The organism is Blattabacterium cuenoti, from assembly GCF_014252455.1.
Lineage (GTDB): Bacteria > Bacteroidota > Bacteroidia > Flavobacteriales > Blattabacteriaceae > Blattabacterium > Blattabacterium cuenoti_R.
Genome location: NZ_CP060245.1, coordinates 94,997 through 114,198, shown reverse-complemented (window position 1 = coordinate 114,198; position 19,202 = coordinate 94,997). Strand labels below are relative to the sequence as shown.

Genomic DNA, 19,202 nt, shown 5'->3' with positions numbered 1-19,202 from the left:
AAATATGTTTTTAGATACTTATGATATTATTATTGTTGGAGGTGGACATGCTGGATCTGAAGCAGCTGTCTCTTCATCTAAAATGGGATCCAAAACATTACTCATTACTACTAATTTACAAACTATTGGTCAAATGTCTTGTAATCCTGCTATAGGAGGAATTGCTAAAGGTCAAATTATTAGAGAAATAGACGCTTTAGGTGGATGTTCAGGTATTATAACTGATTATAGTATGATACAATTTAGAATGTTAAATAAATCTAAAGGCCCTGCTATGTGGAGTCCTAGAGCACAATGTGATAGAAGATTATTTTCTAATAATTGGAGATTTTTTTTAGAAAAAAATTCTAAATTAGATTTCTATCAAGATACCGTTAAATCTTTAATTGTTAAAAAGGATGAAGTAAAAGGAGTCATTACTTCTTTAGGATTAAAAATTAAAGGGAAATCGGTTATTTTAACCAATGGAACATTTTTAAATGGAATTATTCATATTGGTAAAAATAAAATTCATGGAGGAAGAATTTCGGAACCAGAAGTTATAGGAATCACGGAACAATTAAATAAATATTTTGGATTTAAATATGGAAGAATGAAAACAGGAACTTCTCCAAGAGTAGATGGTCGTTCTTTAAATTATGAAGAAATGGGATCTCAACATGGAGATAAAAATCCAAAAAAATTTTCTTTTTTAAAGACAAAAAAATTAAAAAAACAAAAAAAATGTTATATTACTTATACTAATATAGAAGTGCATGATTTTATATATAAACATTTAAATGTTTCTCCAATTTTTACAGGATCTATTAAAGGAGCTAGTCCTAGATATTGTCCATCTATTGAAGAAAAAATTTGTAGATTTATAGATAAAAAAAAACATCAAATTTTTGTAGAACCAGAAGGATGGAATACAGAAGAAGTTTATATAAATGGATTTTCTACTTCTTTACCAGAAGAAAAACAATATGAAGCTTTAAAAAAAATTGCTGGATTTAAAAAAGTAAAAATATTAAGACCTGGATATGCTATTGAATATGATTATTTTATTCCAACACAATTAAAATTAACCTTAGAAAGTAAACGAATTCATAATCTTTTTTTTGCTGGACAAATTAATGGAACTACAGGATATGAAGAAGCAGCAGCACAAGGATTAATGGCAGGAATAAATGCTCATTTAAAAATTCATCAAAAAGATCCATTTATCTTAAAAAGAAATCAAGCTTATATTGGTGTTTTAATAGATGATTTAATTACAAAGGGTACAGAAGAGCCCTATAGGATGTTTACGTCTAGAGCTGAATATAGAATGTTATTACGTCAAGATAATGCAGATGAAAGATTAACTCCAATGGGATATAAAATAGGATTAATTAAAGAAAAAAGAATGAAATTATTAGATATAAAAAAATATCAAGTAAAAAAATGTCTTTTTATTTTTGAAAAAAATATTAAACCAAATATAATTAATCCTATTTTAAAAAAAAAAAAATCTACAATTATTAATCAAAATAAAAAAATAAATACTATTTTATCTCGTTCAGAAATTGATATACACGATATTATATCTATTCCATTTTTAAAAAAAGAAATAGAAAAAAATAATTTTAATCAAGAAATATTAGAACAAGTTTCTATTCGTATTAAATATAAAGGATATCTACATAGAGAAAAAGAAAATGCAAAAAAATTGTCAAAACTTGAAAATATTAAAATACCAAAAAATTTTAATTATAAAAAAATCAAATCTTTATCTATAGAAGCTATAGAAAAATTAATTTTTTATCGTCCAGTATCTTTAGCTCAAGCATCAAGGATTAGTGGAGTATCTCCTTCTGATTTAAGTATTTTATTAATAAATATTGGGCGTTAACGATTTTTTTCAAAAATGATAAACAAATCTTCATTATCTTTTTTCATATAAAATTTTTCTCTTGCTAATTTTTCAAGATATTTATAATCTGTATTAATTTTTTTTAAATGATTTACTTCTAAAGAAATTTTTTTTTTCAAAAAATCTCTATATAAAATCATTTTTTCTATATTTTTTTTAAATTTCCAATGTAATAATAAAGAATTGGTATCAAAAAAAGACATCCAAATTAGAAAAAATAAACTAATAAAAAAATATTTATTATGAAATATTTTTTTTATTATAAACAATTTTATTTCTTTTTTTTTCATATTTACAGTTTTTTATCATATAAAAACCTATAGTGATTATCCAGTATATACTAAAAAAAGATAAAAAAATAATACACCAAAAACCAGATAGCATTATCAATATGAAAATTAAAAATCCTATAAATTTCATTATCATAAAAAATCATGATTAAATTAGATAAAAATTATAATTTTTTTTATAAAGTTTACTAATTTCGTAAAAAAAAATTATAATAATGAATTTTAGAATAGAAAAAGATTCTTTAGGAGAAGTTAAAGTCCCTTTTGATAAATATTGGGGCGCACAAACTGAAAGATCAAGAAATAATTTTAAAATTGGATTATCAGGATCTATGCCTATAGAAATTATACATGCTTTAGCTATTTTAAAAAAATCAGCGGCATATGCTAATTTTAAATTAGGTCTTTTATCTGAAAAAAAAAAAAAATTAATTTCTTTAGTATGTGAAGAAATTATACAAGGAAAATTAAATGATCAATTTCCTTTAGTCATATGGCAAACAGGATCAGGGACTCATTCGAATATGAATGTTAATGAAGTAATTTCTAATAGATCTCAAATATTAATGGGGAAAGTACTTGGGAAACATAAATTGTTTCTACATCCTAATGATGATGTAAACATGTCACAATCTTCTAATGATACTTATTCTACCGCAATGAATATTTCTGCTTATAAAAAATTAATAGAAGAAACTATTCCTTCTATAAAAAGATTACGAAATATTTTTAAAAAAAAAATGATTTCATTTAAAAATATAATTAAAATAGGAAGAACTCATCTGATGGATGCTGTCCCTATAACTTTAGGACAAGAATTTTCTGGATATGTTTCTCAAATAGATCATGGATTAAAATCAATTTTAAATACTTTAGATCATCTTTCTGAATTACCTATTGGAGGAACAGCTGTAGGAACTGGATTAAATGCTCCTAAAGGATATGATAAAATTGTGGTGGATTATATATGTAAATATACTGGATTTCCATTTAAAATATCGGATAACAAATTTGAATCTTTAGCATCTCATGATGCTATTGTAGAAGCTCATGGAGCTTTAAAACAAATAGCTGTATCTTTAATGAAAATATCTAATGATATTCGTTTTTTATCTTCAGGGCCTCGTTCTGGAATAGGAGAAATTTATATTCCTGAAAATGAACCAGGATCTTCTATTATGCCTGGAAAAATTAATCCTACACAATGTGAAGCTCTTATGATGGTATGTACACAAATTATAGGAAATGATTTAATTATATCTATAGCAGGGTCTTCTGGAAATTATGAATTAAATGTATCTAAACCATTAATAGCTTATAATTTTTTACAATCTTCACAACTATTATCTGATGCTTGTATTTCTTTTTCTAATTTATGTGTAAAAGGGATTACACCAAATTATCCTAGAATTAAAGAATTATTAGATAAATCTTTAATGTTGATTACAGCATTGAATACTCATATTGGATATGAAAAATCCGCAAAAATTGCAAAATGTGCATATTATAATAATACTACTTTAAAAGAGGAAGCAATTCGGTTAGGATATTTAACTATTGATGAATTTAATCAATTAATAAAACCTGAAAAAATGATATAAATTAAGATAAAAATAATTTTTTTACATTTAAATTAATAATTTCTGATATTTTTTTTTCAGAAATAGAATAAATTTTAGAAAGTTTTTTCAAAATAATTTTTATATAAATAGGTTCATTTCTTTTTCCTCGAAAAGGATGAGGTGATAAATATGGAGAATCCGTTTCTAATACGATATTTTTTAAATCTATTTTTTTTATAAAAGAACTAATAGGATTTTTTTTAAAAGTGATCATTCCACCAATTCCTAATTTTAATCCAAAATCAATAATTTTTTGTGCTTGTTCTAATGTACCAGAAAAACAATGAAAAATTCCTTTTATTATAAAATTTTTTTCTTTAGATAAAATATTAAAAAGTGGATCAAAAGCTTTTCTACAATGAATAATGATAGGTAAATTTGTATTTTTAACCCATTGAATTTGATGTTTCAAAACATATTCTTGTTCAAAAAAAAATTTTTTTTCTAAATGTAAATCCATTCCTATTTCTCCTATAGCTGAAAAAGAATGTTTATGAAACCATTTTTCAATATTTTTTAATTCTTTTTTAAAATTATATGGATGAACTTTACTAGGATGTAGTCCTATCATAGAAAAACATATATTTGGATATTTTTTTTCTAATTTTACAATTTTAGTAATTGTAGAATGATCTATAGAAGGGAGATAAAATTTATCTATTCCATTATGAATAGCTTTTTTTATAATAAAATCTCGATCATCATCAAATTGTTTCATATACAAATGTGTATGAGTATCCGTAATTTTCATATAAAATTATTATTAGTTTTTTTTAAATTAAACATTTTTATATTATGAAAGCTTATATATTTCCTGGACAAGGATCTCAATTTGTTGGAATGGGAAAAGATTTATTTCATTCATCTCATTTAGCAAAAAAAAAATTTAAATTATCAGATGATATTCTAGGTTTTAAAATAACAAAAATTATGTTTGAAGGACCTCAAGAAATTTTAAAAAATACTTTATATACACAACTGGCTATTTATATTTATTCTGTTATAAAAACTAAAATATTAAATAATTTTAATCCAGATATGGTAGCTGGACATTCTCTTGGTGAATTTTCTGCATTAGCTTCTATTGGAGTTTTTTCTTTTGAAGAAGGGTTAATATTAGTAAATAAAAGAGCATATATGATGCAAAAAATTTGTCAATCAATATCTGGAGGAATGGCTGTAATATTAGGTTTAGAAGATCATATTATTGAGGAAGTTTGTAAAAAAGATAAAGGAATTATTGTTCCTGCTAATTATAATAGTCCTGGACAATTAGTAATTTCTGGAGAAAAAAAAGCTTTACAAAGAGTTTGTTTGTCTTTAAAAAAAAAAGGAGCAAAAAAAATATTAATTTTACCTGTTAATGGAGCTTTTCATTCTCCTATTATGTCGACAGTACAAAAAAAATTAGAAAAAATTATACAAAAAATTTCTTTTAAAAATTCTAAATGTCCAATATATCAAAATGTAAATGCTCAACCAGTGACAAAATATCATGAAATAAAAAAAAATCTTATAGAACAATTAACTTCTCCTGTAAAATGGAAACAATCTATTAAAAATATGATTGATGATGGAGCTATTACTTTTAATGAAATAGGACCAGGAAATATTTTACAAGGACTTATGAAAAAAATTTATAAAAATGCATAAAAATCAATATTTTTATAGTCATGGTAAATTATTATTAACAGGAGAATATTTGATTTTAAATGGTGCTAAGGGTTTAGCTTTACCAACAGTTAAAGGACAATCAATGACTATTTTTTTTGGTAATGAAAAAAAATATAATAAATTATACTGGAACAGTATAAATGAAATTAATCAATCTTGGTTTCAAGGAATCTTTAAACTTCCTACTTTAGATATTTGTTATGAAACAGAAATAAAAATAGCTCTTAAATTAAAAATTTTATTATTAAAATTTCAAAAAATAAAAAAAAATTTTCTTAAAAATTCATTTGGAATATATGTAAAAACAAAATTGGATTTTCCTATTAATTGGGGTTTAGGAAGTAGTTCAACTTTAATTAATAATATTGCCAAATGGGCGAAAATTAATCCTTATCAATTATTATTAGATAAAATTTTTTTAGGAAGTGGATATGATATTGCTTGTGGATATCAAAAACAAGCAATCATCTACAGTTTAAAAAATAATAAACCTTTTATTTTTCCTATATATTTTAATCCTCCATTTAAAAATAAACTTTTTTTTCTACATTTAAATAAAAAAAAAAATACTAAGGAAGGAATACAATTTTTTCGTTTTAAAAATAAAATTGTTAATCAAAAAAATATAAATTTAATATCTTCTATTACTAATCAAATTACGTTATGTAACACGTTGAAAGAATTTGAAATATTATTATTCAAACATGAAAAAATTATATCCGAAATATTAGATATTCCAACTATAAAAGAAAAATATTTTCCAGATTATTTAGGACTAGTAAAAAGTTTAGGAACTTGGGGGGGGGATTTTGTTTTAATAAGTTATAGAGAGGGAATGAATAAATATTTTGCAAAAAAAGGATTTGATACCCTGATATCTTTTGATAAAATGATTTTGTATCAAAATTAAATAATTATTTATATTTCTTAATTTAATTAAATTATTATGTGTAAAATTATAAATTTAGATATTAATGGATACAATTATAAATTACCTGTAGTATCTGGAACTTTTTATGAAAAAGCTATTAATATATCTAAACTTAGAGAAAATACAGGATTAATTACTTTTGATCCAGGATTAAAAAATACAGGACTTTCAAAAAGTTCTATCAGTTTTATAGATGGAGAGAAAGGAATTTTATTATATAGAGGATATCCTATTGAACAAATTATTAATAAATGTTCATTTGTAGAAACGAGTTATCTCCTTTTAAATGGAGAATTACCTAATTCTAAACAATTAGAATCTTTTTCTAATCAAATAAAAGAATTTCATTATATGAATCAGGAAATATATCAAATTTTTGATAAAATTCCTGATTTTTATCATCCAATGGGAATTTTATCCTCTTTCACATGTATACTTACTGCATTTATAAAAAATAAATATTTAAAAGAACAAGATATGTATCTTCATCTTTTAGCAAAACTTCCTATATTAGCTGCTTTAACGTATAGAAAAAAAGTCGGATTACCCCCATCTCATGTAGATAAAAATTTATCTTATACTTCTAATATTTTAAAAATGTTTTTTTCTTTTCCTAAAAAATATTATGAAACAAATCCTATTATAACAGACGCTTTAGATAAACTTTTAATTTTACATGCAGATCATGAACAAAATTGTTCTACGACAACAGTTCGTTTATTAAGTTCCGCACATGCAGGACTTTTTTCATCTGTATCTGCAGGAATTAGTGCTCTTTGGGGAAGATTACATGGAGGAGCTAATCAAGCTGTAATAGAAATGTTAGAAAATATTTTAAAAAGTGGTGGAAATATTCAAAAATGGATAGAAAAAGCAAAAAATAAAAAAGATCCGTTTAGATTAATGGGTTTTGGACATAGAATTTATAAAAATTTTGATCCTAGAGCTAGGATAATAAAAAAAGTAGCTCAAAAAATAATCAGTCAATTAGATATGGATAATCCTATTTTAAAATTAGCAAATGAACTTGAAGAAGTAGCGATTCAAGATTCCTATTTTAAAGAAAAAAAATTATATCCTAATATAGATTTTTATTCTGGAATTATTTATCAAGCTATTGGAATACCAAAAGATATGTTTACCGTTATGTTCGCTTTAGGTAGATTACCTGGTTGGATGGCACATTGGAAAGAAATGAGATTAAATAGAGATCCTATAGGTAGGCCTAGACAAATTTACATAGGATATAAAAAAAGAAATATAGTTGAATGTGTGGACGAAGGGATTTGAACCCTTATGCCATAGGCATCAGATCCTAAGTCTGACGTGTATACCAATTCCACCACGCCCACCTTCCTTACTACTACATTAGAAAATGTAATTTTTTTTTATTACTTCATTTGAATAAATATTTTAATAATTTTATCCATTTTAAAATAAAAAAAGATTTTTATAAAAAAAATTACTTTAATAAAAAATATAGTCCCTAACATAAAATTTTTTATTTTTTTTTCTTATGCCTATTTTTTCTATTTCTTTTTTTTCTTTTATGGGTAGCTATTTTTCGTCTTTTTCTTTTTTTTCCGTTTGGCATAATTTATATTTTACGATTGATGATTTTTAATAGGAACGTTTTTTTTTACCAATTCAGTAAAAGATTTTGCAGGTTTAAATGCTGGGATATTATGCGCAGGAATTATAATAGACCTCTCCTGTGAGATATGACGTCCAATTTTTTTTTCTCGATATTTAATAATAAAAGATCCAAAACCTCTTAAATAAACATTTTTTCCTGATGTCAGGCTTTGTTTAATTTTTTGCATAAATATTTCTATTACCTTTTTTGTTTTAATTCTTTCAGATCCAATTTCTGATATGATTTCTGTTATTATATCTGCTTTTGTCATGTTAAATCATTATATCAAATAACAAAATTAGGTTTTTTAAATATACCAATTTTTTATAAAATTGTTGAAAAATTAAATATATATGGTTTTTTCTAAAAATATTATTAGTTGGTATAAAATTAATCATCGAAAACTTCCTTGGAGAGAAACTAAAAATCCATATTATATATTAGTTTCGGAATTTATGTTACAGCAAACTAAAGTTTGTAAAACTATTAAATATTATTATAATTTTATAAAAAAATTTCCAAGTTTAGAAAAACTTGCTAAATCTAAAGAAAAAGATATTTTAAAAGAATGGGAAGGTTTAGGATATTATGAAAGAGCTATTAATTTACATTCTTTTTCTAAAAGATTAAAAGAAAAATCAATTATTTTTCCCAAAAAATATAAAGAATTAATTTTATATAAAGGAATAGGCCCATATACTGGGGCCGCTATAGCCTCTATATGTTTTAACGAAGTTATTCCAGCGATAGATGTAAATGTTATTAGAGTAATTTCTAGATATTTAGGAATTTATACAAATATTAGATCTAATGTAACTAAAAATATATTAAAAATTTTTCTTTTAAAAATCATTGATAAAAACCATCCAGGAATATTTAATCAAGCTATTATGGATTTAGGAGCAATATTATGTACTACAAAAAAAACTAAATGTTTTTTTTGTCCATTAAAAACATCGTGTTTTTCATTTAAAAATGGCACTGTTTATAAATTTCCTATAAAAAATAATATAATAACAAAAAAAAATAGATTTTTTTATTATATTTTTATAAATGATCAATATAAAAATATTTGTATACATAAAAGATATAAAAAAGATATATGGAAAGGACTTTATGATTTTCCTTTAATAGAATATAATAAAAAATTAACATTTCAAAAAATAAAAGAAAATTTTTATAAAAAATTTAGAGTAAAAATTAATACTATACTTTATCAAAAAAAACATCAATTAACTCATCAAAATTTATATATTCAATTTTTAAATTGTGAAATTTTAAAAAAAAATAAAAAAAAATATTTTAAAAATTATTTTTTTATTTCATATAAAAAAATAAAAGAATATCCTTTTCCTAGTCCTATTGTATTTTTTTTAAAAAAAATGATTTAGTTTTTTTTATCTTTGAAAAAAAAGAAAAAATATTCCTTAATCAGGATTATTTATTTTGATCAATTTTCATTAAAATTAAATCTATTGAAAAAAGAATCTTCGACGAATATTTTTTTAGAAAATACTTTTTATATCCCATATATACCAATAATATTTTATTTTACCTTAATAATAATTTTATTATTATTTTCTGCCTTTATATCTGGATCAGAAACGGCTTTTTTTTGTCTTGAAAAAAAAACTCTTGATAAAGAAATTAAAAAAAATCCATTAAAAGGAGATAGAATTTTTAATATTCTTAAAAATAAAAAAAAACTTTTAGCTACTATATTAATATCTAATAATTTTGCAAATATTGGTATTGTTATATTAAGTTCTTATTTAATTACGGAGTATTTACAAAAATATTTTTTTAAAATATCTATTCCTATTCATTTTCTTTTAGAAGTAGTTTTTTTAACTTTTATTTTACTTTTATTTGGAGAAATTATTCCAAAAATATATGCGAGTAAAAATAATTTTATTTTTGCTGTTTTTATGTCAAAGACATTAATTTTTTTAAATAAAATATTAAATCCTATAAGTAAAATAATGATTTTAATTTCTAGATTTGTCGAAAAAAAAATTCAAAAAAAAAAAAGATATATATCTGTTAATCAACTTTCAAAAGCATTAAAAATTGCATCTTATCATAAAAAAAATATAAAAGAATGTCAATTCTTACAAAGAATTGTAGATTTTGGAAATACAGAGATACATCAAATTATGACTCCAAGAATAGATATGTTTGCTTTAAGTAATAATATTATATTTCCTAATCTTTTAGATTTAGTTTGTAATAAAGGATATTCTAGAATACCTATATATAAAGAAAGTATTGATGATATAGAAGGAGTTTTATTTGCTAAAGATCTTCTTCCATTTATACATAAAAAAGAATTTCAATGGAAGACCCTCCTTCATTTTCCTTTTTTTGTTCCAGGAAATAAAAAAATAGATGATCTTTTAAATGATTTTAAAAAAAGAAAAATTCATTTAGCTATTGTCGTAGATGAATATGGAGGAACTTGTGGTTTAATTACTCTTGAAGATATTATTGAAGAAATAGTAGGAGATATTATAGATGAATTTGATAAAGAAGATATATTTTATTCTAAATTTAATAAAAATCATTATTTATTTGATGGAAAAACGTCTTTAATTAATTTTTATCGTATTATGAAAATTAAAGAAGAAATTTTTTTTGAAAAAAAAAAGGGATATGCAGATACTTTAGGAGGTTTTATTATGGAAATAAATAAAGAATTTCCAAAAAAACAACAAAAAATTAATTTTTTAAATTATTCCTTTATTATCAAAAGTATAGATAATAAAAGAATTAAAAGTATAGAGGTTATAAGACAAAAACCAAAATAATTTAGATAAAATTTTAATATGAATAATAATTATTTTTTTAAAAAAAAAAAAATTATACTTTTTTTTATTATTACAATTTTTATAATAATAGGAATTTATTTTTTTTATAAAAAAATTTTTTTATCTTCTTCAGAAGAAAAAGCTTTAAAAGAATTAATTTACGCCCAAAAATATCTTTCACAAGGGGTTATAGATAAAGCTATTAATAATAAAAAAAAATATAAAAATACTTATTTAGGTTTTTCTGGTATTATTACCAAATATCCTTATACAAAAGCAGGAAATATTGCCAAATTTTATGCAAGTATTTGTTATTATAAATTAGGAAATTACAAAGAATCCATAAAAATAATGAATACTTTTTATGCAAAAGATGAAATTTTATCTTCTATAAAATATGGGATTATTGGAGATTCTTTAACACAAATGAATAATAAAAAAGAAGCTTTAAAGAATTATTTAAAAGCAGCGAATATAAAAGAAAACGAAATTACTACACCACTTTATTATTATAAAGCCGCTTTATTAGCTTTTTATTTAAAAAAATATCAAGATTCTAAATTTTTTTTTAAAAAAATAAAAAAAAAATATCCTCTTTTTTTATATAAAGATAATGTAGATAAATATTTAATGTTTATTGAAAATAAATTATAAAATACAAATTTTCATTTTAAATATATTTGTAATATAATATAAAAAAATATAAATACAATTTTATATTTTTAATCATCATATTTTGATATCTATTCGATTAAAAATTCATAAAAAATTTTTTTATATACGAATTATTAAAAAATATATCAAAAAAAAATTATGACAGATTATATTCAATTATTACCTCAACAAGTAATTAATAAAATTGCTGCTGGGGAAGTTATACTACGTCCATCTTCTGTATTAAAAGAACTTTTAGAAAATTCTATAGATGCCAAATCAAATAAAATTGATATTTTTATTCAAGATTCAGGAAAAACTTTAATTCAATTAATAGATAATGGATCCGGAATGAGTTATAATGATGCAAAAATTAGTTTTCAACGATATACAACTTCAAAAATAAAAACTAATGAAGATATTTTTAAAATTAACACAAAGGGTTTTAGAGGAGAAGCTTTATCTTCAATTTCTATTATTTCTCAATTAGAAATACAAACTAAAAATAAAGAAAATAAAATTGGAATACACCTTTTTATAGAAGATGGAAAAATAAAAAAAAAAATACCTATTAATATGCTTAAAGGTACTAGAATTTCTGTCAAAAATATTTTTTATAAAATACCTGCTAGAAGACGTTTTTTAAAATCTTCTATAATAGAATTTCAACATATTATTAATGAATTTTATAAAATAATTTTAGCTCATAGAAATATTATTTATCGATTATATCATAATAATAAAATTATTTTTAATTTAAAAAAGGCATCTTTAAAAGAAAGAATTAAAGAAATTTTTCATAAAAAAAATAAAAAATTAATACCTTTTTTTATAAAAGAAAAAAAAATTTTTATAAAAGGTTTTATTAGCAAACCAGATACTTCTTTAAAAAAAGGAGATCAATTTTTATTTGTCAATAAAAGATGTATAAACCATATAATAATACATAAAAATATTATTCATTCTTATGATGGAATTTTAAAAAATTTAAAAACAGTTTCTTATTTTATTTTTATTTATATAAACACAAAATTAGTAAATTATAATATTCATCCTTCTAAAATAGAAATTCAATTGGAGTTGGAAGAAGAAGAAAATATTTGTTCTTTAATTAAAAAAGAATTAAAAAAAATATTATGTGATCAATATGAAATTAAAAAAGAAGATTTATTTAATAATTCTTTTCAGACAAAGGATTCCTTTTTATTAAAAAATCCTTTAGATGAATTTTCTTATAAAGAAAAAGTAATTCAATTAGAAAATTGGTTTGATAAAACGAAAAAATATAATAATATTATTGATCATCATTTAATAAATCAATTATCTCATTATATAATAAATGAAACATATATCAAAACTTTTCAAATAATTAAAAAATATATAATATTTTCATGGGAAAATGAATATATAATATTTTTAGATCAAAATAGAGCTCATCAAAATATTTTATTTGAATTTTTTTTAAAAAAAAAATTAATTAGTCAACCATTTCTTTTTCCAATTGAAATAAAACTTTTAAAAAATGAATTAATTTCATTAAAAAATATTCAATATGAATTAATTAAAATTGGTTTTTATTTTTATTTTAATAATCAATCTGTATATTTATATTCTATTCCTGAAAAAATAAAACAAAATATTTTGATAGAAATTATTAAAAATATTTTAAAATATAATTTTATTAAAGGAGAAACTAAAAATAAAAATAAACTTATTCAATCTATATCTCAATCAGCTGCTATAAAATATGGGAGTACATTAAATTCAAATCAAATGATATGCTTAATGAAAGATTTTTTTTCCTGTAAAAATATCAATTATACTTATTCAGGATATCCTATATTTTTTGTGTTTAAAAAAAAATTTTTTATAAGTGAATTTTTATAATTTTAATTCAGATGCTGTAAAACATTTAATTAGTATAAATATCCTTGTATATACAGCTACTTTTGTTTTTTCACAATATAAAATAGAAAGTCTTTTTTCTTTATATCATCCCTTAGATGATAGATTTGAAATCTATCAGATTTTTACTCATATGTTTATACATTCCAAATATCTTTTTTTACATATTGTTTTTAATATGTTAGCTTTATTTATGTTTGGAGGGAAAATAGAAACTTTATTAGGAATAAAAAAATTCTTAATAATATATTTTTTATCAGGTATTTTTTCTGCATTATTACAATTAATATTCAATACCAGTATCCTTTATTATTTTCTTCATACATTAGATCTTTCACAATTGAAAAAAATATTTAATAATTTAAATCAAGAAGAACGTTATTATTTGTATAATTCTATATATTCTCCTATGATGGGTGCTTCTGGAGCAGTAAGTGGAATAGTAGGAGCTTTTGCTAGATGTTTTCCAAATAATAAAATATTCATTTTGCCATTTCCTTTTCCAATTGCTGTACGAAAAGCTCTTTTCATTTTTATTTTAGGAAGTTTTATTTCAGCTATTTGTAATTTAGCACCAGAAGTAGCACACTTTGCTCATATTGGAGGAATATTATCTGGATATTTAATAGGATGTTTTTTTATAAAAAAAGAAAACGAAAAAAATTATTAATAATACTTATTTTTTTTTACATAAGAAAAAACAAAATAAGAAAAAATATATATAAATAGAAATATTAAAACAAAGAATAAATAAGATTTTTGATCTATAGTTGTCATAATTCTATTCCAACGAAATTTCCAATGAAAAAAATTTAAAGGATTTTTTATATCCCAATTTATACTCATCCATATAAATATGGGTTTTCCTACTATATGATCTTCTGGAACTAACCCCCAATAACGAGAATCATAAGAATTATGTCTATTATCCCCTAACATAAAATAATAATTATTTTTTATTTTATATTTTTTTTTATTTTTAATAAAAAAATCTTTTTTATTATTTTCATATATAATAATATCAGAATAAATATGTAAATTTTTTGAATTTAATTCAATTATATCTCCTTTTTTCGGAATATATAATGAACCAAAATTATCTCTATTCCAATTCAAATAATTTGAAAAAATAGAATCTTCTTTAAAAAATTTTGGTAAAATATATTTTTTAATAAAAACTATATTATCAAATAAATTTTTTATATCAAAAACTTGTTTTTCTGTTAACATCATTTGATAAAAATATTCATTATATTTTTCTCCTATAATTTCAATATCTTTAATATTCATATGATCCTTAATAAATTCTATATTCAATGGAATATTTTTTGTTTTTACAAAATAAACTTGTTTTGTTTTTATTGAATTTATTTCTTTCTTATTATTTATAAAAACAATACCATTTTTAATATAAATATTATCTCCAGGTAATCCTATACAACGTTTAATATAATTATCTTTTTTATCTATTACTTTATGATTAAAATCTTTAGGAAAATTAAACACAACAATATCATTTCTTCGTATTGATTGTATAGTAGGAAAACGAAAATAAGGCCATTGAATAGAAGAAATATAAGATTTACATTTTCCAAAAATGGTATTATGTGTAAATGGAATAGAAATAGGAGTTATAGGTAAACGTAATCCATAATGAATTTTACTAACTAAGATAAAATCACCTACTAATAAAGTTTCCTCCATAGAAGAGGTAGGAAGTGCAAAAGGTTGAATAATATAAGTATGAGTAATAAAAGAAAGAATTATATAAAATAAAATATTGTCTCCTGTTTCTTTTTTTATTTTTTTATTCAATAATTCAATATTATTAGAATAATTAATATAATATATATATATTCCTATAGATAAAAAAAATAAAAAAAAATCTTTATTTTTTGTTTTACCAAAAAAATAAAGTAAATCTATACATAAACTACAAAACAAAAAAATACTAGTTATTGGAAAAACTAAAAATAAAATCCACCAAATAGGTTTTTTATGAATTTTTAAAATTAAAAAAATATTATAAATAGGAATTATAGATTTATAAAAAGAAATTCCTAATTTTTTATACAATCTCCATGTTCCTAATATATAAATACAATGTTCTATACATAAAAAAATACTACTAAAAAAAAATATGAATACATATAAATTATTTTTTTTTATATTAAAACCCTAATACTTCTTTCATAGAAAAAATACCTTTTTTATTTTTAATCCATTCTGCAGCAATTATAGCACCAAAAGCAAAACCTTCTCTATTATGAGCTTTATGTTTAATTTGAATATCCTCTATTTTAGATTGATACATAACTTTATGTATTCCTATTACGTTTTCTAATCTTTTAGACAAAATTAAAATTTGATTATTTTTTTTTTTATCTAAAATCCAATTTTTTTTCATTTTATTATGGATAATATCTTTTGCTAAAGATAAAGCAGTTCCACTAGGTTTATCTATTTTTTTTGTATGATGTATTTCTTCAATCATAACTTCATAATTTATAGAATATGGAAATAATAATTTTGATAAAATATTATTAATTTCATAAAAAATATTCATTCCTATACTAAAATTAGAAGAATATAAAAAAGTTCCATTTTTTTTTATACAAATTTTTTTTATAAGAGGAATTTTTTCTATCCATCCTGTTGTTCCAGATACTATTGGAATATTATTTTCTAAACAAATTTTAATATTTTGAAAAGCAGAATTAGGATGACTAAATTCTAATGCTACATCTATTTTTTTTTTAAAAAAAAAAGTATTAGGAGTTTCACTAGAACAAAAAATAATTTGATGATTTCTATTTTTAGCTATTTTTTCTATAGATTTCCCCATTTTTCCATATCCTATTATTGCGATATTCATATTTTTATCAATTTTATAAATAAAATTTTTTCAAATATAATGATAATTAAATTTTCATTTTTTTTATTTAATTTTGATGAAAATAATTATTTTTTTTTAGCCCACGTGGTGAAATTGGAAAACACGCTACTTTGAGGGGGTAGTATCCGTTTAGGATTTACTGGTTCGAGCCCAGTCGTGGGTACAAAAATTATATTAATACACGAAATAAATCTGTATTTTTATTAATATACTGAAAATGTACTTTATATTTTTTCATTCTTGCTAATAATCCTGACAATTCTTTTTTATCGGATAATTCTATTCCTATAATAGCTGGACCTTCTTCTTTAGAAGTTTTTTTATAATATTCAAAATAGGTAATATCATCCTTTGTTCCTAAAATATTATTAACAAATTCTTTTAATGATCCAGCTCTTTGTGGAAATTTTACAATAAAATAATGTTTTTTTTCTTCATATAATAGTGATCTTTCTCGTATTTCTTCTGTTCTAGTAATATCATTATTCCCCCCACTTAATATACAAACAATAGTTTTTCCTTTTATTTTTTTAGAATAAAAATCTAATGCAGATATAGAGAGTGCTCCTGCTGGTTCTGCAACAATAGCTTCTAAATTATATAAATCTAAAATAGTCGTACATACCTTCCCTTCTGGGACTATTTGTATATCATGTAACACCTTATTACAGATATCAAAATTTAATTTTCCTACTTTTTTTACTGAAGCACCATCTATAAACCTATCGATTTTTTTTAATTCTATTACTTTTCCTTTTTTTAAAGAATAACTCATAGATGGAGCCCCTTCAGGTTCTACCCCTATAATTTTTGTATTAGGACTAAATTGTTGAAAATGACTCCCTACTCCTGAAGCTAACCCTCCTCCTCCAATAGGAATAAATATATAATCTATTTTATGTTTATATTGTTTTAAAATTTCTAATCCAACAGTTGCTTGTCCTTCAATAATTTTTATATCATCAAAAGGATGAATAAAAATTTTTTTATTTTTTTTACAATCTTTTATAGCTTCATAACTAACAGCATCAAAAGTATCTCCAATAAGATTAATTTTAACATATTGTTTCCCAAACATTTTCACTCTTTCTACTTTTTGTTTAGGAGTGGTACTTGGCATATAAATTTTTCCTGATAATTTTAATAGCTGACAGGAGTAAGCTACTCCTTGTGCATGATTCCCTGCACTAGCACAAACTATTCCATTTTTTAATTCTTGATGAGTTAAATTTTTTATTTTATTATATGCCCCTCTAATTTTATATGACCGTATAATTTGTAAATCTTCTCTTTTTAGATAAACTTTAGCTTTATATTTTTCTGATAAAAGATTATTTATATGTAATGGAGTTTCATAAATAATATTTTTTAATAAATTTTTAGCCGTTTTTACTTCTTTATAAGAAGGAAAATGAATTTTATTTTTTTTTAATATTGTCAAAATAAAAAAATTTTTTTAAAGAAGTATAACTAATAATTATGATTATTTTTTTTTCTTATTTTCTGGTCTTAAACTTCTAATAATATTCCCAACTTTCCATAATTCACTTTCTCTAAGATTTTTTAATTCTTTTTTTAATTGTAATCTATAATCATCACGACTATTAGATTTTATAATTTTTTTTGCTTCATTCCCTGATAATACTTCATGATATAATTCTTTAAATACTGGTAAAGTAGCTTCTTTAAATTTATTACACCAATCTAAAGCTCCTCTTTGTGCCGTAGTGGAACAATTAGAAAACATCCAATCCATTCCTTTTTCTGAAACTAATGGCATAAGACTTTGAGTAAGTTCTTCGACTGTTTCATTAAAAGATTCTGAAGGAGAATGACCTTTTTCTCTTAAAATTTGATATTGTGCAGAAAAAATACCTTGTATCGCCCCCATTAAGGTCCCTCTTTCTCCTACTAAATCAGAATAAACTTCATTTTTAAAATTAGTTTTAAATAAATATCCAGATCCAATTCCTATTCCTATAGAAAGAGCTTTTTTTAAACTATTTCCACTATAATCTTGATAAATAGCATAACTAGAATTAATACCTTTTTTTTGTTTAAAAAATCTTCTTAAACTAGTTCCTGATCCTTTAGGGGCTACTAAAAAAATATCTATATTTTTAGGTGGGAAAATTTTTGTTTTTTCATTAAAAGTTAATCCAAATCCATGCGAAAAATATAAAGATTTTCCTTTTGTTAAATATTTTTTTAAAGTAGGCCAAAAAGATATTTGACCGGCATCTGATAAAAGATACATAAGGATGGTCCCTCTATTAGAAGCTTCTTCTAAGGTAAAAAGATTTTTTCCTTCTATCCATCCATCTTCCAAAGCTTTATTCCAAGACATCGAATTTTTTCTTTGTCCTACAATGACTGAAAAACCATTATCTTTTAAATTTAAAGATTGACCAGGCCCTTGTACTCCATATCCTAATACAGCAATTATTTCATTATTTAATATTTTCAAAGCCTTATTTAATGGAAATTCTTCTCTAGTAATAATAGTTTCTTCTACAGATCCAAATTTTATTTTCATAACATAATTTATTTAAAATTTAATTTTAATTAAAATGTGGCTAATGGAAAATTGATTTTTTTCCATGAATTTTCTCTAGATGGTTTTGTTATTTTTTTAGAAAAATATACATTGATTATTCCAATTAATTTTTCAATTAATTTTGTAATTTTCATTAATTGTTCTTCAAAACATTCTAAATCAATAATATATTTAAAATTATCAATAGTCTCGTTTTCATAATTAGAAAAATTTATATAATTTATTTTTATGTTTTTACGATTGAATATTATTAATATTCGACTTAATAATCTTATTTGATTTTCCCCTAAAATTATTATTCTGAATTGATCCTTCATAGTATTATGTATTTAAATA

Annotated in this window: 18 protein-coding genes and 2 tRNA genes; 11 read left to right on the top strand and 9 right to left on the bottom strand. The window is 21.7% G+C overall.

Going from position 1 to position 19,202, the window contains the following annotated elements:
• Positions 1 to 4 precede the first annotated feature (4 nt).
• Positions 5 to 1,873 carry a tRNA uridine-5-carboxymethylaminomethyl(34) synthesis enzyme MnmG gene (mnmG, locus tag H0H56_RS00515; RefSeq protein WP_185873931.1) on the top strand — a complete coding sequence of 623 codons (1,869 nt, stop codon included), beginning with the start codon at positions 5 to 7 and terminating at the stop codon, positions 1,871 to 1,873.
• Here the strand turns inward: mnmG and H0H56_RS00510 are convergent.
• The gene (locus tag H0H56_RS00510; RefSeq protein ID WP_238858479.1) at positions 1,870 to 2,184 is read right to left on the bottom strand and encodes an FtsB family cell division protein; all 315 of its coding nucleotides are present in this window, start codon (positions 2,182 to 2,184) and stop codon (positions 1,870 to 1,872) included. The genes mnmG and H0H56_RS00510 overlap by 4 nt on opposite strands.
• Before the next feature lie 215 nt (positions 2,185 to 2,399).
• On the opposite strand from H0H56_RS00510, the gene fumC reads away from it, so the two are divergent.
• On the top strand, positions 2,400 to 3,785 hold the full coding sequence (gene fumC / locus H0H56_RS00505) for a class II fumarate hydratase (RefSeq protein ID WP_185873930.1): 1,386 nt from the start codon (positions 2,400 to 2,402) through the stop codon (positions 3,783 to 3,785).
• A 1-nt stretch (position 3,786) separates the two neighbouring features.
• On the opposite strand, the gene H0H56_RS00500 is transcribed toward fumC, so the two are convergent.
• On the bottom strand, positions 3,787 to 4,557 hold the full coding sequence (locus H0H56_RS00500; protein WP_185873929.1) for a TatD family hydrolase: 771 nt from the start codon (positions 4,555 to 4,557) through the stop codon (positions 3,787 to 3,789).
• Positions 4,558 to 4,601: 44 nt separating this feature from the next.
• On the opposite strand from H0H56_RS00500, the gene fabD reads away from it, so the two are divergent.
• The 3 genes from fabD to H0H56_RS00485 are packed head-to-tail and all read left to right on the top strand — an operon-like array spanning position 4,602 to position 7,701.
• Positions 4,602 to 5,459 (top strand): ACP S-malonyltransferase, encoded by an 858-nt coding sequence (gene fabD, locus H0H56_RS00495; protein WP_185873928.1) that lies wholly within the window; start codon positions 4,602 to 4,604, stop codon positions 5,457 to 5,459.
• Positions 5,452 to 6,390 (top strand): GYDIA family GHMP kinase, encoded by a 939-nt coding sequence (locus H0H56_RS00490; RefSeq protein ID WP_185873927.1) that lies wholly within the window; start codon positions 5,452 to 5,454, stop codon positions 6,388 to 6,390. Before fabD ends, H0H56_RS00490 begins: the two co-directional genes overlap by 8 nt.
• A gap of 36 nt (positions 6,391 to 6,426) precedes the next feature.
• A complete protein-coding gene (locus H0H56_RS00485; RefSeq protein ID WP_185873926.1) occupies positions 6,427 to 7,701 on the top strand; it encodes a citrate synthase in 1,275 nt (424 codons plus the stop codon).
• On the opposite strand, the gene H0H56_RS00480 is transcribed toward H0H56_RS00485, so the two are convergent.
• Both H0H56_RS00480 and H0H56_RS00475 read right to left on the bottom strand, forming a co-directional pair.
• Positions 7,683 to 7,763: transfer RNA gene (locus H0H56_RS00480), tRNA-Leu, on the bottom strand. The two genes, H0H56_RS00485 and H0H56_RS00480, sit on opposite strands and share 19 nt — an antisense overlap.
• A gap of 252 nt (positions 7,764 to 8,015) precedes the next feature.
• A complete protein-coding gene (locus H0H56_RS00475) occupies positions 8,016 to 8,318 on the bottom strand; it encodes an HU family DNA-binding protein (RefSeq protein ID WP_185873925.1) in 303 nt (100 codons plus the stop codon).
• 82 nt (positions 8,319 to 8,400) lie between these two features.
• Between H0H56_RS00475 and H0H56_RS00470 the strand changes: the two genes are divergently transcribed.
• The 5 genes from H0H56_RS00470 (at position 8,401) to H0H56_RS00450 (ending at position 14,083) form a co-directional block, all read left to right on the top strand.
• Positions 8,401 to 9,438: an A/G-specific adenine glycosylase gene (locus tag H0H56_RS00470; RefSeq protein ID WP_185873924.1), complete on the top strand. Its 1,038-nt coding sequence runs from the start codon at positions 8,401 to 8,403 to the stop codon at positions 9,436 to 9,438.
• Positions 9,439 to 9,522: 84 nt separating this feature from the next.
• The gene (gldE, locus tag H0H56_RS00465; RefSeq protein ID WP_185873923.1) at positions 9,523 to 10,854 is read left to right on the top strand and encodes a gliding motility-associated protein GldE; all 1,332 of its coding nucleotides are present in this window, start codon (positions 9,523 to 9,525) and stop codon (positions 10,852 to 10,854) included.
• 18 nt (positions 10,855 to 10,872) lie between these two features.
• Positions 10,873 to 11,508: a tetratricopeptide repeat protein gene (locus tag H0H56_RS00460; protein WP_185873922.1), complete on the top strand. Its 636-nt coding sequence runs from the start codon at positions 10,873 to 10,875 to the stop codon at positions 11,506 to 11,508.
• 159 nt (positions 11,509 to 11,667) lie between these two features.
• Entirely contained in the window at positions 11,668 to 13,395 is a 1,728-nt protein-coding gene (mutL, locus tag H0H56_RS00455; protein WP_185873921.1) for a DNA mismatch repair endonuclease MutL, read from the top strand.
• Positions 13,382 to 14,083, top strand: coding sequence for a rhomboid family intramembrane serine protease (locus H0H56_RS00450; RefSeq protein ID WP_185873920.1), 702 nt, complete (start codon positions 13,382 to 13,384; stop codon positions 14,081 to 14,083). Before mutL ends, H0H56_RS00450 begins: the two co-directional genes overlap by 14 nt.
• Here the strand turns inward: H0H56_RS00450 and lepB are convergent.
• Together lepB and dapB are read right to left on the bottom strand one after the other, a co-directional pair.
• Positions 14,080 to 15,489 carry a signal peptidase I gene (gene lepB / locus H0H56_RS00445; protein WP_317167310.1) on the bottom strand — a complete coding sequence of 470 codons (1,410 nt, stop codon included), beginning with the start codon at positions 15,487 to 15,489 and terminating at the stop codon, positions 14,080 to 14,082. The genes H0H56_RS00450 and lepB overlap by 4 nt on opposite strands.
• Before the next feature lie 94 nt (positions 15,490 to 15,583).
• Positions 15,584 to 16,288 carry a 4-hydroxy-tetrahydrodipicolinate reductase gene (dapB, locus tag H0H56_RS00440; protein WP_185873919.1) on the bottom strand — a complete coding sequence of 235 codons (705 nt, stop codon included), beginning with the start codon at positions 16,286 to 16,288 and terminating at the stop codon, positions 15,584 to 15,586.
• A gap of 99 nt (positions 16,289 to 16,387) precedes the next feature.
• Here dapB and H0H56_RS00435 point away from each other — a divergent pair.
• Positions 16,388 to 16,472 (top strand) — tRNA-Leu (locus H0H56_RS00435).
• A gap of 6 nt (positions 16,473 to 16,478) precedes the next feature.
• Here the strand turns inward: H0H56_RS00435 and ilvA are convergent.
• Genes ilvA through H0H56_RS00420 form a run of 3 tightly spaced genes read right to left on the bottom strand, consistent with a single transcriptional unit; the run spans position 16,479 to position 19,183 of the window.
• Positions 16,479 to 17,744, bottom strand: a complete 1,266-nt coding sequence (ilvA, locus tag H0H56_RS00430; protein WP_185874100.1) for a threonine ammonia-lyase — start codon at positions 17,742 to 17,744, stop codon at positions 16,479 to 16,481.
• A gap of 48 nt (positions 17,745 to 17,792) precedes the next feature.
• Complete coding sequence (ilvC, locus tag H0H56_RS00425) at positions 17,793 to 18,845, bottom strand: ketol-acid reductoisomerase (protein WP_185873918.1); 1,053 nt, start codon at positions 18,843 to 18,845, stop codon at positions 17,793 to 17,795.
• A 29-nt stretch (positions 18,846 to 18,874) separates the two neighbouring features.
• Complete coding sequence (locus H0H56_RS00420) at positions 18,875 to 19,183, bottom strand: ACT domain-containing protein (protein ID WP_185873917.1); 309 nt, start codon at positions 19,181 to 19,183, stop codon at positions 18,875 to 18,877.
• Positions 19,184 to 19,202: the final 19 nt, after the last annotated feature.

What these genes read in the sequence shown, in the direction of transcription:
- mnmG (WP_185873931.1), top strand. Translation starts at nt 5, where the DNA reads ATGTTTTTAGATACTTATGATATTATTATTGTTGGAGGTGGACATGCT.
- H0H56_RS00510 (WP_238858479.1), bottom strand. Translation starts at nt 2,184, where the DNA reads ATGAAAAAAAAAGAAATAAAATTGTTTATAATAAAAAAAATATTTCAT.
- fumC (WP_185873930.1), top strand. Translation starts at nt 2,400, where the DNA reads ATGAATTTTAGAATAGAAAAAGATTCTTTAGGAGAAGTTAAAGTCCCT.
- H0H56_RS00500 (WP_185873929.1), bottom strand. Translation starts at nt 4,557, where the DNA reads ATGAAAATTACGGATACTCATACACATTTGTATATGAAACAATTTGAT.
- fabD (WP_185873928.1), top strand. Translation starts at nt 4,602, where the DNA reads ATGAAAGCTTATATATTTCCTGGACAAGGATCTCAATTTGTTGGAATG.
- H0H56_RS00490 (WP_185873927.1), top strand. Translation starts at nt 5,452, where the DNA reads ATGCATAAAAATCAATATTTTTATAGTCATGGTAAATTATTATTAACA.
- H0H56_RS00485 (WP_185873926.1), top strand. Translation starts at nt 6,427, where the DNA reads ATGTGTAAAATTATAAATTTAGATATTAATGGATACAATTATAAATTA.
- H0H56_RS00475 (WP_185873925.1), bottom strand. Translation starts at nt 8,318, where the DNA reads ATGACAAAAGCAGATATAATAACAGAAATCATATCAGAAATTGGATCT.
- H0H56_RS00470 (WP_185873924.1), top strand. Translation starts at nt 8,401, where the DNA reads ATGGTTTTTTCTAAAAATATTATTAGTTGGTATAAAATTAATCATCGA.
- H0H56_RS00460 (WP_185873922.1), top strand. Translation starts at nt 10,873, where the DNA reads ATGAATAATAATTATTTTTTTAAAAAAAAAAAAATTATACTTTTTTTT.
- mutL (WP_185873921.1), top strand. Translation starts at nt 11,668, where the DNA reads ATGACAGATTATATTCAATTATTACCTCAACAAGTAATTAATAAAATT.
- dapB (WP_185873919.1), bottom strand. Translation starts at nt 16,288, where the DNA reads ATGAATATCGCAATAATAGGATATGGAAAAATGGGGAAATCTATAGAA.
- ilvC (WP_185873918.1), bottom strand. Translation starts at nt 18,845, where the DNA reads ATGAAAATAAAATTTGGATCTGTAGAAGAAACTATTATTACTAGAGAA.
- H0H56_RS00420 (WP_185873917.1), bottom strand. Translation starts at nt 19,183, where the DNA reads ATGAAGGATCAATTCAGAATAATAATTTTAGGGGAAAATCAAATAAGA.